General features: G+C 69.4%; 16 protein-coding genes. All 16 read left to right on the top strand.

All coding sequences use genetic code 11. The features are described from left to right. Positions 1 to 838: 838 nt before the first annotated feature. Positions 839 to 1,633, top strand: a complete 795-nt coding sequence (locus tag AOZ06_RS50495) for a redox-sensing transcriptional repressor Rex (protein ID WP_054295891.1) — start codon at positions 839 to 841, stop codon at positions 1,631 to 1,633. Continuing rightward, positions 1,630 to 2,934: a glutamyl-tRNA reductase gene (locus AOZ06_RS50490; protein ID WP_054295890.1), complete on the top strand. Its 1,305-nt coding sequence runs from the start codon at positions 1,630 to 1,632 to the stop codon at positions 2,932 to 2,934. Before AOZ06_RS50495 ends, AOZ06_RS50490 begins: the two co-directional genes overlap by 4 nt. Position 2,935: 1 nt before the next feature. Then, the gene (gene hemC / locus AOZ06_RS50485) at positions 2,936 to 3,907 is read left to right on the top strand and encodes a hydroxymethylbilane synthase (protein ID WP_054295889.1); all 972 of its coding nucleotides are present in this window, start codon (positions 2,936 to 2,938) and stop codon (positions 3,905 to 3,907) included. Positions 3,908 to 3,923: 16 nt separating this feature from the next. After that, entirely contained in the window at positions 3,924 to 5,456 is a 1,533-nt protein-coding gene (locus tag AOZ06_RS50480; protein WP_054295888.1) for a bifunctional uroporphyrinogen-III C-methyltransferase/uroporphyrinogen-III synthase, read from the top strand. Between the two features lie 70 nt (positions 5,457 to 5,526). Next, positions 5,527 to 6,504, top strand: coding sequence for a porphobilinogen synthase (hemB, locus tag AOZ06_RS50475; RefSeq protein ID WP_054297507.1), 978 nt, complete (start codon positions 5,527 to 5,529; stop codon positions 6,502 to 6,504). 16 nt (positions 6,505 to 6,520) lie between these two features. Beyond that, entirely contained in the window at positions 6,521 to 6,967 is a 447-nt protein-coding gene (locus AOZ06_RS50470; protein ID WP_157233689.1) for a hypothetical protein, read from the top strand. 10 nt (positions 6,968 to 6,977) lie between these two features. Continuing rightward, on the top strand, positions 6,978 to 7,469 hold the full coding sequence (locus tag AOZ06_RS50465; RefSeq protein ID WP_054295886.1) for a hypothetical protein: 492 nt from the start codon (positions 6,978 to 6,980) through the stop codon (positions 7,467 to 7,469). Further along, complete coding sequence (locus tag AOZ06_RS50460) at positions 7,466 to 7,900, top strand: hypothetical protein (RefSeq protein ID WP_054295885.1); 435 nt, start codon at positions 7,466 to 7,468, stop codon at positions 7,898 to 7,900. Before AOZ06_RS50465 ends, AOZ06_RS50460 begins: the two co-directional genes overlap by 4 nt. A 13-nt stretch (positions 7,901 to 7,913) precedes the next feature. After that, a complete protein-coding gene (locus AOZ06_RS50455; protein ID WP_054295884.1) occupies positions 7,914 to 8,255 on the top strand; it encodes a hypothetical protein in 342 nt (113 codons plus the stop codon). 76 nt (positions 8,256 to 8,331) lie between these two features. Next, complete coding sequence (locus AOZ06_RS50450) at positions 8,332 to 9,564, top strand: efflux RND transporter periplasmic adaptor subunit (protein ID WP_054295883.1); 1,233 nt, start codon at positions 8,332 to 8,334, stop codon at positions 9,562 to 9,564. After that, positions 9,561 to 10,268, top strand: a complete 708-nt coding sequence (locus AOZ06_RS50445) for an ABC transporter ATP-binding protein (protein WP_054295882.1) — start codon at positions 9,561 to 9,563, stop codon at positions 10,266 to 10,268. The genes AOZ06_RS50450 and AOZ06_RS50445 overlap by 4 nt, the downstream gene beginning before the upstream one ends. After that, on the top strand, positions 10,265 to 11,461 hold the full coding sequence (locus tag AOZ06_RS50440; protein ID WP_054295881.1) for an ABC transporter permease: 1,197 nt from the start codon (positions 10,265 to 10,267) through the stop codon (positions 11,459 to 11,461). Before AOZ06_RS50445 ends, AOZ06_RS50440 begins: the two co-directional genes overlap by 4 nt. Positions 11,462 to 11,470: 9 nt before the next feature. After that, positions 11,471 to 12,004, top strand: a complete 534-nt coding sequence (locus tag AOZ06_RS50435) for a hypothetical protein (RefSeq protein WP_054295880.1) — start codon at positions 11,471 to 11,473, stop codon at positions 12,002 to 12,004. A 75-nt stretch (positions 12,005 to 12,079) separates the two neighbouring features. Further along, entirely contained in the window at positions 12,080 to 13,390 is a 1,311-nt protein-coding gene (gene hemL / locus AOZ06_RS50430; RefSeq protein WP_054295879.1) for a glutamate-1-semialdehyde 2,1-aminomutase, read from the top strand. Next, positions 13,387 to 14,016, top strand: a complete 630-nt coding sequence (locus AOZ06_RS50425; RefSeq protein ID WP_054295878.1) for a histidine phosphatase family protein — start codon at positions 13,387 to 13,389, stop codon at positions 14,014 to 14,016. The genes hemL and AOZ06_RS50425 overlap by 4 nt, the downstream gene beginning before the upstream one ends. Further along, positions 14,013 to 14,585 (top strand): TlpA disulfide reductase family protein, encoded by a 573-nt coding sequence (locus AOZ06_RS50420; RefSeq protein WP_054295877.1) that lies wholly within the window; start codon positions 14,013 to 14,015, stop codon positions 14,583 to 14,585. The genes AOZ06_RS50425 and AOZ06_RS50420 overlap by 4 nt, the downstream gene beginning before the upstream one ends.

Here is a 14,585-nt window from a genome sequence, read left to right as displayed (position 1 = left end):
GATTCTTTGCTCTCAGTGGCGTGGGTGCTCCTGCCCGACGGCCTGCCGGAGGCAACCACACGCGTCAAGAGGTCCGTTTGGCTTTCGCTGTGCGTTGCTTTGCGTTGGCGGACCTCTGGACACGTGTGGTTGGGCTTCGCCCAGGCCGACGGGCAGGAGCACCCCCGAAGCCCTCGTCTGCGCTTGCGGGCTCGCCGCTCGCGGTTGGCTATCGCTCCGGTGCTCGGGCTGGTTTTGTGCTAGCCGTGCTCGCCGCTCGCGGCTGAGTGTCGTCGGTCGGCTGGGTGGCTTTGTTCGAGCCGTGGTGGGGCGGTTCGGGGTTGCGCGCTCGCCGTTGTGGGCGGGTTCTCGCTCGCATTGGCCAGGTGGACTGTCTCTCGAGTTGCGCGGGAGCTGCCGTTGGGCTGGTTGTCGCTCTACCCCCCCTCGGGTCGTTGTGTGGCCGGTGGTCTCGCCGGTGTCTTGGCTTCGGATGTGTGCATGAACTCGCAGGTAAACGGCATCTTTGATCTTGGTCGGACCCTGTCGGGCCAGGGCGGCGGTGGGCGCTGGGGGTGGGTGTCGGGGCGGGGTGTGGCGGCGGGGTGTGGGGCTGGGAACATCGATTTCTTGCTGAAGTCCGTCAGGTCACATTCCGTCCGCGGCGGTCACGGGGGATGCTTGCTGGGTGTGGGCTGCGAGGCTCTTGCCGATCGGACGTGGTGTGAACCGCGTCAAGCCCGGTTCCAGCGACTTTGTGCATTCGTTCACAAGTGGCTACCGTAAGCACATCACCCCGGACGCCTTCCAGTCTCCGGTGGTTGTGCGATCAGTCCGGGTTTCGGTGAGGAGTAGCAGCGTGGCGGCAGCGCGTGGGCAGCGTGGTGGTGACCGGGATGTTCCTGCCGCACCCGGCGCAGCCGAGGTCACCATGCCGATCCCGCCCATCGCGGACGCCCCCATGCAGCGCGCACGCGCCATTCCCGAGGCTGCTGTCGCGCGGCTGGCGGTCTACCTGCGTGTTCTTTCCGGGATGGCTGAGCAGGGCATCGTCACGCTTTCCAGCGAAGAGCTCGCCGCCGCCGCCGGTGTGAACTCCGCCAAGCTCCGCAAGGACCTCTCCTACATCGGCTCCTACGGCACTCGTGGCGTCGGGTACGAGGTCAGCGTCCTCGTCGACCAGATCGAGCGCATCCTCGGCCTCACTCGCAGCCACAGCGTCGCGGTCGTCGGAATCGGTAACCTCGGACATGCCCTCGCCAACTACGGCGGGTTCCCGAGCAGGGGGTTTCCCGTGGCCGCGCTCTTCGACGTCGACCCCGACCTCGTCGGGGTGCCCGTCGGCGGCCTCCCGGTCTCCCACATCGACGACATCCCTCGCATCTGCACCGAGCGTGAGATCTCCATCGGCGTCATCGCCACCCCTCCCGCCGCCGCGCAGGCCGTCTGCGACCGCCTGGTCGCCGGTGGTGTCGCCAGCATCGTGAACTTCGCTCCGGTCGTCCTCCAGGTTCCCGACCACGTCGAGGTCCGCAAGGTCGACCTCGCCGTCGAGTTGCAGATCCTGTCGTTCCACGTCGCGCGCAGGGCGGACAGCATGAACGTCAACGGGTCGGCGTTGGGCAACGTGGACGGGGTGGTGATCGGGCGATGAGTGTCCTCGCGGTCGGGGTTTCCCATCGGACCGCGGACGTGGACCTGCTCGAGCAGGTCGCGGTCCCGGCCGAGCGTGTCGACAAGGTCCTCGCCGACCTGCTCCAGTGCGCCAACGTTTCCGAGGCGATCCTCGTCTCGACCTGCAACCGGGTCGAGGTCTACGCCGTCGTCGACGCGTTCCACGGCGGCCTGTCCGACGTCGTCGACGTCCTCTCCCGGCACTCCGGCCAGCCTGTCTCCTCGCTCTACCGCCACCTCTACGTGCACTACGCGGGCGCTGCCGTCGAGCACTTCTTCACCGTCGCCGCCGGCCTGGACTCCATGGTCGTCGGCGAGGCGCAGATCCTCGGCCAGGTCCGCACCGCCTACAACGTGGCGCGGGAGCAGGGCACGGTCGGTCGTGTCCTGCACGAGTTGACGCAGAAGGCATTGCGCGTCGGCAAGCGGGCTCACTCCGAGACCGAGCTCGACCAGGCCGGTGGCTCCGTCGTCTCGGAAGCCTTGTCGGACGCGGAAAGCGCGCTCGCCGGCCTCGCCGGGCGGAAGGCTCTCGTCGTCGGCGCCGGTTCGATGGGTGGTCTCGCCGTCGCCGCGTTGCGCCGTGCGCGGATCGGCTCGGTCGTCATCGCGAACCGCTCGCGCGCCAACGGTTCCCGTCTCGCGAACACACTCGCCGAAGACGGCATCCCGGCCAGCGCCGTCGGCCTCGAGGACCTCGCCGGCCACATCGCCGACGCGGACCTGGTCGTCTCGTGCACCGGGGCCGTCACGGCCGTCATCCGTCAGGACCACATTCTCAAGCGCGACAAGCCTTTGGCTGTCTGCGACCTCGGTTTGCCGCGTGATGTCGAGCAGGGCGTCGGTGACATCGAGAACGTCACGGTCGTCGACCTGGAAAGCCTCCAGCGGCGGCTCGCGGACGCGCCGAGCGGCCAGGGTGCCGCTCGCGCCGCGCAGATCGTCGCCGAGGAAGTGCGGGCGTACCTCGCAGCGCAGCGTTCCGCGGAGGTCACGCCGACCGTCACCGCGTTGCGCCGCCGCGCCGCCGAGGTCGTCGACGCCGAACTGCTCCGCCTCGACTCCAAGCTCCCCGAACTGGACGGCGCGGTGCGCGACGAGCTCGCGCGCACGGTCCGGCGGGTTGTCGACAAACTGCTGCACACCCCGACTGTGCGGGTCAAGCAGCTCGCCGCGAACCCCGCGGGCGCCGGTTACGCCGACGCGCTGCGGGAACTGTTCGCGCTCGACCCGGCGAAACCGGACGCCATCACGAAGTCCCATGTGGACGGTGAACTCTGACATGAAGCGGACCATCAGGATCGGGACCCGCGGCAGCGCGCTGGCGCTGACGCAGACCACAACGGTCGCCGAGGCGCTCGAGCGCGAAGGCGACGTGAACGTCGAACTCGTCACCGTGAGCACGCCCGGTGACCGCTCGTCGAAACCGATCGCCGAGATCGGCGTCGGGGTGTTCACGTCCGCCCTGCGCGACGCGCTCGCCGACGACGAGGTGGACGTCGCTGTCCACTCCTACAAGGACTTGCCCACCGCGCCGGACTCTCGGCTCGCGCTCGCGGCTGTGCCGCGACGCGAGGACCCGAGGGACGCGTTGGTGGCGCGGGACGGGCTGACGCTCGGCGAGCTGCCGCCCGGATCAACCGTTGGCACGGGTTCCCCGCGCCGAGCCGCCCAGCTGGAAGCGCTGGGCCTCGGGCTGCGGATCGTCGGCCTGCGGGGCAATGTGGACACTCGGGTGCGCAAGGTGACCGACGGCGAGCTGGATGCGGTCGTCCTTGCCAAGGCCGGTCTTTCCAGGCTCGGCCGCCTCGACGTGATCACCGAGGTGCTCGAGCCGATCCAGATGCTGCCCGCGCCGGCGCAGGGTGCGCTCGCGGTCGAGTGCCGTGTCGACGACGTTGACGTCGAACACCTTCTTCGCTCCATTGTGGACGATCAAGCCACCAGGGCTGCTGTAGCCGCTGAGCGGGCCATGCTGGCCAAGCTCGAAGCGGGCTGCAACGCGCCCGTTGGCGCACTGGCCGATGTCGTGGAGGACCTCGACGACGATGGACGCGTGGTGATGCGCCTGTCGTTGCGTGGCGTCGCCGCGGTTTACGCGAAGGACGCCGACGGCAACCCCGTCGTCGTCGATCTGCTTCGCGCTTCGGCCACTGGTGACCTGACCGCTGCCGAGCAGCTTGGCCGTGACCTGGCTTTGGAACTGCTCGACCTCGGCGCCGGTGTGCTCTCCGGCCCCGAGAGCCGTAGTTGATGGGAAGTGCCCTGAAATGACGACCAATGCACGTAAGGCCCCTGGCCGCGTCGCATTCGTAGGCTCCGGCCCCGGCGATGCCGGGCTGCTGACGGTTCGCGCGCGCGAACTGATCGAGCGTGCCGAGCTCGTGGTGACCGACCCGGACGTACCGGCGGGCGTGCTGGCGTACGCCAAGGCCGACGCCGAGGTGCGGCCAGCCGTCGGCCAACCGGCCGACGTCGCCAAGGACCTCGCCAACGAGGCGAAGGCGGGGCGTTCGGTGGTGCGCCTGGTCGCCGGTGACCCGTTGACGCAGTCCGCTGTGGTCGCGGAGACCCAGGCGGTCGCCAAGAGCACCGCCGCGTACGACGTGATCCCCGGAGTGCCCGCGGGCACCGCGGTTCCCGCGTACGCCGGTGTCGCGCTCGGCTCGCAACACACCGAAGTGGACGTTCGCGGAACCGTGGACTGGGCAGGCCTCGCCGGTGTGCAGGGCCCGCTCGTGCTGCACGCCACCGCGAGCCACCTCGCCGAAGCCGCTTCTTCCTTGGTGGAGCACGGTCTCGCGCCGCAGACCCCGGTCGCCGTCACCTCCGACGGCACGGGTTCGTCGCAGCGCACGATCGACACCACGCTCGCTTCCCTCGCCGCGGACGCGGGTGAGCTCGTCGGTCACCTCGTTGTCACTGTGGGACAAGAGGTCGCCGGTCGCTCGAAGCTGTCGTGGTGGGAGTCGCGCGCGCTCTACGGCTGGAAGGTCCTCGTGCCGCGCACGAAGGACCAGGCGCAGGAGATGAGCGAGCGGCTGCGCATCCACGGCGCGATCCCGTCCGAGGTGCCGACGATCTCCGTCGAGCCGCCCCGCAGCCCGGCGCAGATGGAGCGTTCTGTCAAGGGCCTCGTGGACGGTCGCTACCAGTGGGTGGTGTTCACGTCCACCAACGCGGTCCGCGCGGTGTGGGAGAAGTTCTCCGAGTTCGGTTTGGACGCTCGCGCGTTCTCCGGCGTGAAGATCGCCTGTGTCGGTGAGTCGACGGCGGCCCGCGTGCGGTCGTTCGGCATCATCCCCGAGCTGATCCCGTCGGGTGAGCAGTCCAGCGAGGGCCTGCTCGCGGACTTCCCGCCGTACGACGACATCCTCGACCCGGTCGACCGGGTTCTCCTGCCACGGGCGGACATCGCCACCGAGACGCTGGCGGCCGGTCTGCGCGACCGCGGCTGGGAGATCGACGACGTGACGGCGTACCGCACGGTGCGCGCCGCGCCGCCGCCCGCCGACACCCGCGAGATGATCAAGACCGGTGGTTTCGACGCGGTGTGCTTCACCTCGTCGTCCACGGTCCGCAACCTCGTTGGTATCGCTGGAAAGCCGCACGCTCGCACGCTGGTCGCCTGCATCGGCCCGAAGACCGCGGAGACAGCGCGCGAGTTCGGTCTGCGCGTGGACGTCCAGCCCGAGGTGCCGCAGATCCCGGCACTGGTCGACGCGCTCGCCGAGCACGCCGCCCGGCTGCGTGCCGAGGGCGCGCTGCCCCCACCGCGCAAAACCAAGCGGGCCCGCAGGTGACACCTCGTGAGTGGTTGCGCCGGTTCTAGCCGGACTAACCACTCACGAGTCTTGAGCAGGGGAGATGTGGATGTTCCCGAGCCACCGTCCCCGCCGGTTGCGCCGCACCGCGGCGCTCCGGCGCATGGTGAGTGAGACGACGCTCCGGCCGGAGCAGCTGATCCTGCCGATGTTCGTCAAGGAAGGGCTGACCGAACCGGTCGCCCTGTCCTCGATGCCCGGTGTGGTCCAGCACAGCCGTGACTCGCTGCGCAAAGCCGCTGTCGAAGCCGTGCAGGCCGGTGTCGGCGGTTTGATGCTGTTCGGTGTGCCGGACAAGCACGACGCGGTCGGTTCGGGCGGGACGGACCCGGACGGGATCCTGAACGTCGCCCTGCGCGACGTCCGCGCCGAGGTCGGCGACAGCGCGGTGATCATGTCGGACCTGTGCCTCGACGAGTTCACCGACCACGGCCACTGCGGTGTGCTCGACGCGAACGGCGACGTGGACAACGACGCCACGCTGGAGATCTACTCCGAGATGGCGCTGGCGCAGGCCCGCGCGGGAGCGCACGTGCTCGGCCCGAGCGGCATGATGGACGGCCAGGTCGGCGTGATCCGCGCCGCCCTCGACGACGCCGGGCTCCAGGACATCGGCATCCTCGCCTACTCGGCCAAGTACGCGTCCGCGTTCTTCGGGCCGTTCCGCGACGCGGTGGACTCGCAGCTCACGGGCGACCGCAAGGCGTACCAGCAGGACCCCGGCAACGTCAGGGAGTCGCTGCGCGAGGTGCAGCTGGACTTGGCCGAGGGCGCGGACATGGTGATGATCAAGCCCGCGCTGGCCTACCTCGACGTGATCAGGGCGACCGCGGAGATCTCGGACGTCCCGGTGGCGGCCTACCAGGTCTCCGGCGAGTACTCGATGATCGAGGCAGCGGCCGCCAACGGCTGGCTGGACCGGCGCCGCTCGATCATGGAAACGCTCACGTCGATCCGCCGCGCCGGCGCCGACATCGTGCTCACGTACTGGGCAGCCGAGGTCGCGGGCTGGCTGCGCGAGGGCTGAGGGTAGCGTGCGCACTGTGAAGATGCGCATTTCGGGCGGTGACACAGACGCGCCATCGGTGATCCGCGTTTCGTTCTGGGCGTGGATCGCCGCCGCCGCGATCGGGCTGATCGACGCCGTGCTGTTCTTCTACTTCAAGAACACGTTGATCGACAGCACCATGAGGGCCCGGCCCGATCTGAACGTCGACCAGGTCCGGTCCGGCGCGAACTCGTTCGTGTGGCTCACGCTGATCCTGGCCGTGCTGTTCGGTTCGCTGTACGCCTACTTCGGCTACAGGATGCGGGCGGGCGAGCGCAAGGCGCGGACCAGGCTGATGATCGCCGGTGTGGTGCACCTGGTCGTCAGCATCCTGTTCCCGGTCAGCCTGATCGTCCTGATCGGTGTGGTGTTGTCGCTGGTCGGTGTGCTGGCCATGTACCTGCCCGCCGCTGCCAAGACCTACTTCACGGACGAGGTCTAGGAGTTCTCCCGTGTCCGATCCGCTGTTCCCAGGGCCGAAGTACCCGGTGCCCGCGCAGAAGCCCGAGAAGCCCGCGGTGCCGAAGGAAGTGAACATCGCTTTCGCGGTCTGGGTGTTCAGCGCGATCGTGTCCGCGGTCCTGCAGGCGCTCGACGCGGACGTGTTCGTCGACGCGTTCATGAAGCAGTCCGCGAACCAGCCGCCCGAGGCGCAGCTGCCGCCGAGCGCGATCCGGACGATGTTCTACGTCGCCTTGGCCGTCGTCGGCCTGCTGATGCTGCTGTTCGCGTGGAAGATGCGCTCTGGCCGCAACTGGGCGCGGATCCTGCTGACGGTACTGGCGGTTTTCGGCCTGTACACGCAGGCGTCCGCGGTCGGCTTCTCCGACTGGCTCGCGGTGGTGTCGGTGGCGATCACCGCGACCGGCCTGGTGTACATGTACATGCCGCCGTCCAACGCGTACTTCCGCAGCTTCCGCAAAGTCCCGCCGCAGCAGCGATGACGGCTCCGGTCTTCTACGCCGAACCCGGTTCCACGTGGTGGCCGGTGCTGTGGGGGCCGGTGTTCGCGCTCGTCGGCGCGCTCGTGGAGTTGACGACCGGGCCCGTGCACGTGCTGGGGTGGGTGATCGTCGCGTTCCTGTTCGCGGGTGGCGCCGCGGTGTGGGTGCAGGCCAGGCGCAGGATCTGCTCGGTCGAGCTGACCCACCTGACGTTGCGCCAAGGCCGCGAGGAGTTGCCGCTCGAGCAGATCGCCGCGGCGGACGAGGAGGTCGGCACGCCGATGGCGGCCCGTGTCCTCGGTGGTGGGCTCGCTGTGCCCCGCAAGTTCGAGTCCGTGCCGTTGAAGCTCACCGACGGCACGTCTGTGCTGGCCTGGGCCAAGGACGGCGAGGCTCTCCGGGCTGCCCTGCGCGACCGGATCGACTCGTGAGAAGCTGCAAGGCGTGACTGCCCAGCCGAAGACCGCATCGGAGCAGGAGCCGGAGCTCCCGCCGCTTCCGCCGGTGCGCGCCAAGCTGAACCAGCCCAAGCGCGCGCTCGTCGCCGCCGCGGAGCTGGTTGTCGCTGCCGGGCTGGTCTGGCTGGCGTTCTGGTTGTGGCCGATGAGTGTCGCGACCATCACGACGGTGTTCGAGGACGGTCGCCCGCCGCTCGTGTCGCACCGCTACTTCGGGCATTGGATGTCGTTGTCGGTCCTGTCCGGCACGGTCGCCGCTGTCCTGGTGGTCGACGCCGTCCGCCAGCTGGTGCTGGCTTCCCGCGCCCGCCCCAAGCACCGGGCCTGACCGGGTTTCGAGGCTCCCAGCCAACTCCCAGGTCGCTCCCAGCCGACTGGGACCTGCCGCGTCGAGCATTGCCGCCATGAGACGCGGACGCCGTGCGTGGTTGGTCAACGGAGTGCTCGTGGTGGCGCTGGTCGCCGCGGGCGGGGGTGCGTACACGTTCCTGTGGCCCAGTGCCAACGAAGCCGCGCCCGCCGGGGTCCGCACTGTCGCCGCCACCAGGACCAGCGTGGCCGAGTCCGTCTCGGCCGCCGGGACCGTGGTGAGCAGCTACACCGGCACCGCCGACTTCGCCACGAGCGGCACGATCACGCAGATCGACGTCAAGGTCGGTGACGTCGTCAGCAAGGGCAGGCAACTGGCCAAGCTGGACGACACGCAGGCACGTCTGCAGCTCTCGGCCGCCAAGTCCAGTCTGAACGCGGCCAAGGAGAACCTGGCCAACGCGTCGACGACCACCACGACGACCCAGCCGGGCCAGTCCCAGCAGCAACAGAGCACGAAGTCGCTGCAGGCCCAGGTCGACCAGGCCAAGGTGAGCGTCGAGCAGGCCGAGCAGGCCGTCGCCGCGACCACGCTGACCGCGCCCGGCGACGGGACGGTGACCGCCTTGAACGGGACAGTCGGGCAGAAAGCCGGGTCGGGCGGAGCGTCCTCGTCCGGCGGCACCAGCGGCGGGTCGTCCACCGCGGCGACCAGCGGCTCCTCGTCGGGGTCGGCCGGGTCGTCGGGGTTCATCACGATCACGAACCTGGCTGGGCTCCAGGTCAGGGCGAACCTCGCGGAGATCGACGTGGCCAAGGTGAAAGCGGGCCAGGACGCGACCGTGACGCTGAACGCGCTGCCCGACACGCCCCAACCGGCCAAGGTGGCGGCGATCGACCTGACCGCGACGACCGGGTCCAACAGCGTCGTGACGTACGGCGTGACGCTGACGCTCAACGAACCGCCCGTCCAGCTGCGGCCAGGGCAGTCCGCGAGTGTGGCGATCACCGTGGCCAAGGCTGACAACGCCGTCGCGATCCCGTCGGCCGCGATGCGCACGGTCGGCGCTTCGCACACGGTCACCGTGATGGCCAACGGCCAGGAGACGAACCGCCCGATCGAGATCGGGGTGCGCAGCGAGTCGCTGGTACAGGTGACATCCGGGCTGAACGCCGGCGAGCAGGTCGTCCTGGCCACGACTCCGGCCACCGGGAACACCGGTCAGCAACGCGGGAACACACCGTTCGGAGGCGGCGGGGGCGGCGGCTTCGGTGGAGGTGGTGGCGGTGGCATCCGTGTGCAGCCCGGCGGCGGGAACGGGCGATGAACCCGGTCATCGAGATCACCGCGTTGCGGAAGACGTACGGCAGCGGCGACACCGAGGTGCACGCGCTGCGCGGCGTGGATCTCGCGGTGTGGCCCGGGGAGTACCTGGCGATCATGGGTGCGTCCGGTTCGGGCAAATCGACGTTGCTGAACGTGCTCGGCTGCCTGGACGTACCGACGCAAGGAACGTACAAACTGGACGGAATCGACGTCGGTGACCTCAACGAACGGCAGTTGTCGTTGGTGCGCAACCGGAAGATCGGGTTCGTGTTCCAGTCGTACAACCTGGTCCCGCGGACGTCATCCCTGTCCAATGTGGAACTACCGTTGATCTACGCCGGTGTCGGGCGCAAGGAGCGGCGCGCCCGTGCGATGGCGGCGCTGGAGGTGGTCGGGCTGGTCGACCGCGCCGGGCACAAGCCGAACCAGCTCTCCGGCGGGCAGCAGCAACGAGTCGCGCTGGCCCGTGCGCTGGTGACCGGGCCCGCGATGGTGCTGGCCGACGAACCGACCGGCAACCTCGACAGCGAGAGCACCGACGAGGTCCTCGCCGTGTTCGACCGGCTCAACCAGATCGGCCGGACGATCGTGATGATCACCCACGAGGACCACGTCGCCGCCCGCGCGGCGCGGGTCGTGCGCGTCTCGGACGGCCGGATCGTCGAGGACACCTCGCAGTGGCGCATGACGGGAGCGCTGACGTGAAAGTCGGTGAGGTGCTGCGGTTCGCGTTGCGCGGGCTCGCGGCGAACAAGCTGCGCTCGGGCCTGACCACGCTGGGCATCATGATCGGGGTCGCTGCCGTGATCCTGTTGGTGGCGGTGGGAAGTGGTGCGTCGGCGTCGATCGAGCAGAGCATCGCGGGCCTGGGTACGAACGTGCTCACGGTGTCCCGCGCGGGCGGCCAGGGCTCGACGACGCGACCGCTGACCGTGCAGGACGCGAAAGCGTTGGTGGACCCACTGGGCGCGCCGGACGTGAAAGCGAGCTCCCCGGTGGTCTCGACCCCGGTCACCGCCGTGTACCGGGGCACGAGCTACCAGGTGCCGCAACTGGTCGGCACGAACCCGGAGTACTTCGCCACGTCCAACAACGCGCTCGCCAACGGATCGCTGTTCACCGCGGACGACGTCACCGCGGGCCGGAAGGTCATGGTGCTCGGGCCGACGACGGCACAGGAGCTGTTCGGCGACGCGGACCCGGTCGGCAAACAGGTGCTGGCCGACAACATCCAGTTCACCGTGATCGGTGTCCTGCAGTCGAAAGGCTCGGCCGGCCTGACCAACGCCGACGACACGGCGATCGCCCCGCTGACCGCCGTGCAGAACTCGCTGACCGGTTACGGCCAGGTCAGCCAGATCCTCGTCCAGGCGACGAGTTCCGATTCGATGTCCGCGGCACAGGCGCAGATCACGGCGATCCTGACCGCACGGCACCGGATCGCCGCCAACCAGCAGCCGGATTTCCGTGTGCTGAGCCAGCAACAGCTGCTGGCGACCAGGACGACCGCGACCGAGACGTTCACCGTGCTGCTGGCGTCGGTGGCGGCGATCTCTTTGCTCGTAGGCGGAATCGGCGTCACGAACATCATGCTGGTGACCGTCACCGAGCGGATCAGGGAGATCGGGATCCGCAAGGCGATCGGTGCGACGAGAGGCGTGGTGCTCGGCCAGTTCCTCGCCGAGGCGACGCTGCTGAGCCTGTTCGGCGGGGTGCTGGGCGTGGCCACCGGGGTGGTCGGCAGCCAGTTCACCATCGCCGGGATCACGCCAGTGGTCGTCCCCGGTTCGATCGTGCTCGCCTTCGGCGTCTCGGCACTGATCGGCTTGTTCTTCGGCAGCTACCCGGCGGGCCGCGCGGCCTCGCTGCGCCCCATCGAAGCCCTTCGACACGACTAGGAGACAACGTTGAGCGACCAGAACCCCGAGCACGTGATCGCCACGCCGGTGGCCGGATCCGACGACCTCGACAAGGAGCTGACCCAGGCCAAACGCGGCCTGTCCAAGCCGACGATCGGCCTTGGCGTGGTGGCGCTCGCGCTGGTGGCGTTCTTCGGCGGAGTCTGGACCCACTCTGCGATCGCGGGATCCGGCGACACGGCGGCCCGATCACCGCAGCGCCAAGGCGGTCAGCGATTCCTGTACCCACCCGACGGAGGCGGCGGTCCCGGTGGGCCGGGTGGCCAGGGTGGGGGCGGCCAGGGCGGCGGTTTCCGCGGCGGCACAGCGGGAACCGTGGACCGCGTTGAAGGCGACACGATCTACGTGAAGCCGCCGGACGGCAGCGAGGTGAAAGTGACCACCTCGGAGAGCACGAAGGTGGAGACGTCGACGGCCGGCAAGCTCTCCGACATCACCCCCGGCTCGTCGGTCGTGGTCCAGGGCCAGCGCGGCGAGGACGGCGTGACCGCCAGCACGATCACCAGACGCCCCGCCTCCTGAGGACCGACGGCCCTTGCCCGCTCGACTCGTTGACCGTGCGTCCGGCCACTTTTCCGGACCTGTAAGACTGGCCGCGTGAGCACAGGTGTTGAGCAGGTCAAGACCTCGGCCCAGTTGTTCGAGCGCGCGAGTGCCGTGATCCCGGGTGGGGTGAACTCGCCGGTGCGGGCGTTCCACTCGGTGGGGGGCACGCCGAGGTTCATGGTCAAGGGCGCGGGAACGTACCTCTGGGACGCCGACGGCAACCGCTACGTCGACCTGGTCTCGTCGTGGGGGCCGATGATCCTCGGCCACGCGCATCCGCAGGTCGTCGAGGCTGTCCGGGAGGCCGCGGTCAACGGCCTGTCGTTCGGCACGCCGACCGCGGGCGAGATCGAGCTCGCCGAGGAGATCATCGAGCGCGTCGCTCCCGTGGAGCACGTGCGCCTGGTCAACTCGGGGACCGAGGCCACGATGAGCGCCATCCGCCTCGCGCGGGGCTTCACCGGCCGAACGAAGATCATCAAGTTCGCGGGCTGCTACCACGGCCACGTCGACGCCCTGCTCGCCGAAGCCGGGTCCGGCGTGGCCACGCTCGGCCTGCCGACCACGCCCGGCGTCACGGGCGCGCAGGCCGGCGACACCATTGTCCTCCCGTACAACGACGTCGACGCCGTGCGCGCGGCCTTCGAGGCGCACGGCGACACCATCGCCGCTGTGATCACCGAGGCCGCCGCGGGCAACATGGGCGCGGTGGCGCCCGTCAACGGGTTCAACGAAGGCCTGCGATCGCTCACCAACCAGTACGGCGCGCTGCTCGTCATCGACGAGGTGATGACCGGGTTCCGGGTCAGCAGCGCCGGGTGGTTCGGCCTCGAAGGCGTCGCCGGTGACCTGTACACCTTCGGCAAGGTCATGTCCGGTGGCCTGCCCGCCGCCGCGTTCGGCGGCCGGACCGACGTGATGGCCAAGCTGGCCCCGCTCGGCCCCGTCTACCAGGCCGGGACCCTTTCCGGGAACCCGGTCGCGGTCGCCGCGGGGCTCGCGAACCTCCGCAACGCCGACGCGGCCGTCTACGAGAAGCTCGACGCCAACGCCCACAAGCTGGGTGCGCTGTTCACCGACGCGCTCACCGAGAAGGGCGTGCCGCACCGCGTCCAGTACGCGGGCAACCTGGTCAGCGTGTTCTTCACCGAAGACCTGGTCACCGACTACGAAGGGGCCAAGAAGGCCGACACCTGGCGGTTCCCCGCGTTCTTCCACGCATTGCTGGAACGCGGTGTCTACGGGCCGCCGAGTGCGTACGAAGCGTGGTTCGTCAACGCCGCCCTCGACGACGAGGCGTTCAGTGTCATCGCCGACGCGTTGCCCCACGCGGCGGCCGCAGCCGCGGAGGCCGTCAAATGACCCGCACGATCGTCCACATGCTCCGGCACGGCGAAGTCCACAACCCGACAGGCGTCCTCTACGGCCGCCTGGCCGGCTTCCACCTGTCCGACCTGGGACGACGCCAGGCGCTGACCGTTGCGGAGTTCCTCAAGGACCGTGACGTCACCCACGTCGTGGCGTCGCCGCTGCAACGTGCGCAGGAGACCGCGCGGCCGATCGTCGACTCGCAGCAGCTCGAACTGGCCACCGACGACCGCCTCATCGAGTCGGAGAACGTGTTCGAAGGCCAGCGGGTCTCGGTCGGCGCGGGCGCGCTGAGCTCCCCGAAGCACTGGAAGCACCTGACGAACCCGTTCCGGCCGTCCTGGGGCGAGGCGTACCTGAAGATCGCGCACCGCATGCTCGGCGCCGCGCACCGGGCACGGGCGGCGGCCGTCGGCCACGAGGCCGTGTGCGTGTCCCACCAGCTGCCGATCTGGACGCTGCGCCGCTTCCTGGAAGGCAAGCGGATGTGGCACGACCCGCGCAACCGCGAGTGCTCGCTGGCGTCGCTGACCAGCCTCGAGTTCGAGGACGAGCAGCTGGTCCGGATCCGCTACCACGAGCCCGCCGGTGCCACCGACCCGAAGGTGACGGGCGCATGAGGAGGCTTGCGATCGCCGCCGCTCTGCTCGTCCTGGCGGGATGTTCGACCGGCACGGACGCGGTCGTGCGCGGCACGGAGTTCGACTTCGTCGCCCCCGGCGGCAAGCTGGAGATCGTCTACGACGGCGCCGACCGCAAGCCGCTGCCCGACATCACCGGCGAGAGCCTGCTCGAACAGGGCAAGCAGATCAAGCTGTCCGACTACGCGGGCAAGGTCGTGCTGGTCAACATCTGGGGCGCGTGGTGCGGCCCGTGCCGCTCGGAGGCGCCGGAGCTGGAGGAGCTGTACAAGGCGTACAAGGACAAGGGTGTGCAGGTGCTGGGCATCGACGTCCGTGACGACGCCCGCAGCCAGCCGGAGGACTTCATGCGCGACCGTGGGCTGACGTACCCGTCGATCTACGACCCGGGCAGCAGGTCGTTGCTGGGCCTCAAGGGCTACCCGCGCAGCGCCGTGCCCAGCACGATCATCCTGGACAAGCAGCACCGGGTGGCCCAGGTGTTCCTGATCGCGAAGCTGAAGTCGGACTTCGAGCCGGTCGTCGAGCGGCTGCTCGCCGAGAAGTAG

The organism is Kibdelosporangium phytohabitans (assembly GCF_001302585.1).
In the GTDB taxonomy this organism is placed as follows: Bacteria; Actinomycetota; Actinomycetes; order Mycobacteriales; family Pseudonocardiaceae; genus Kibdelosporangium; species Kibdelosporangium phytohabitans.
This window is presented reverse-complemented; position numbering and strand designations above follow the sequence as displayed.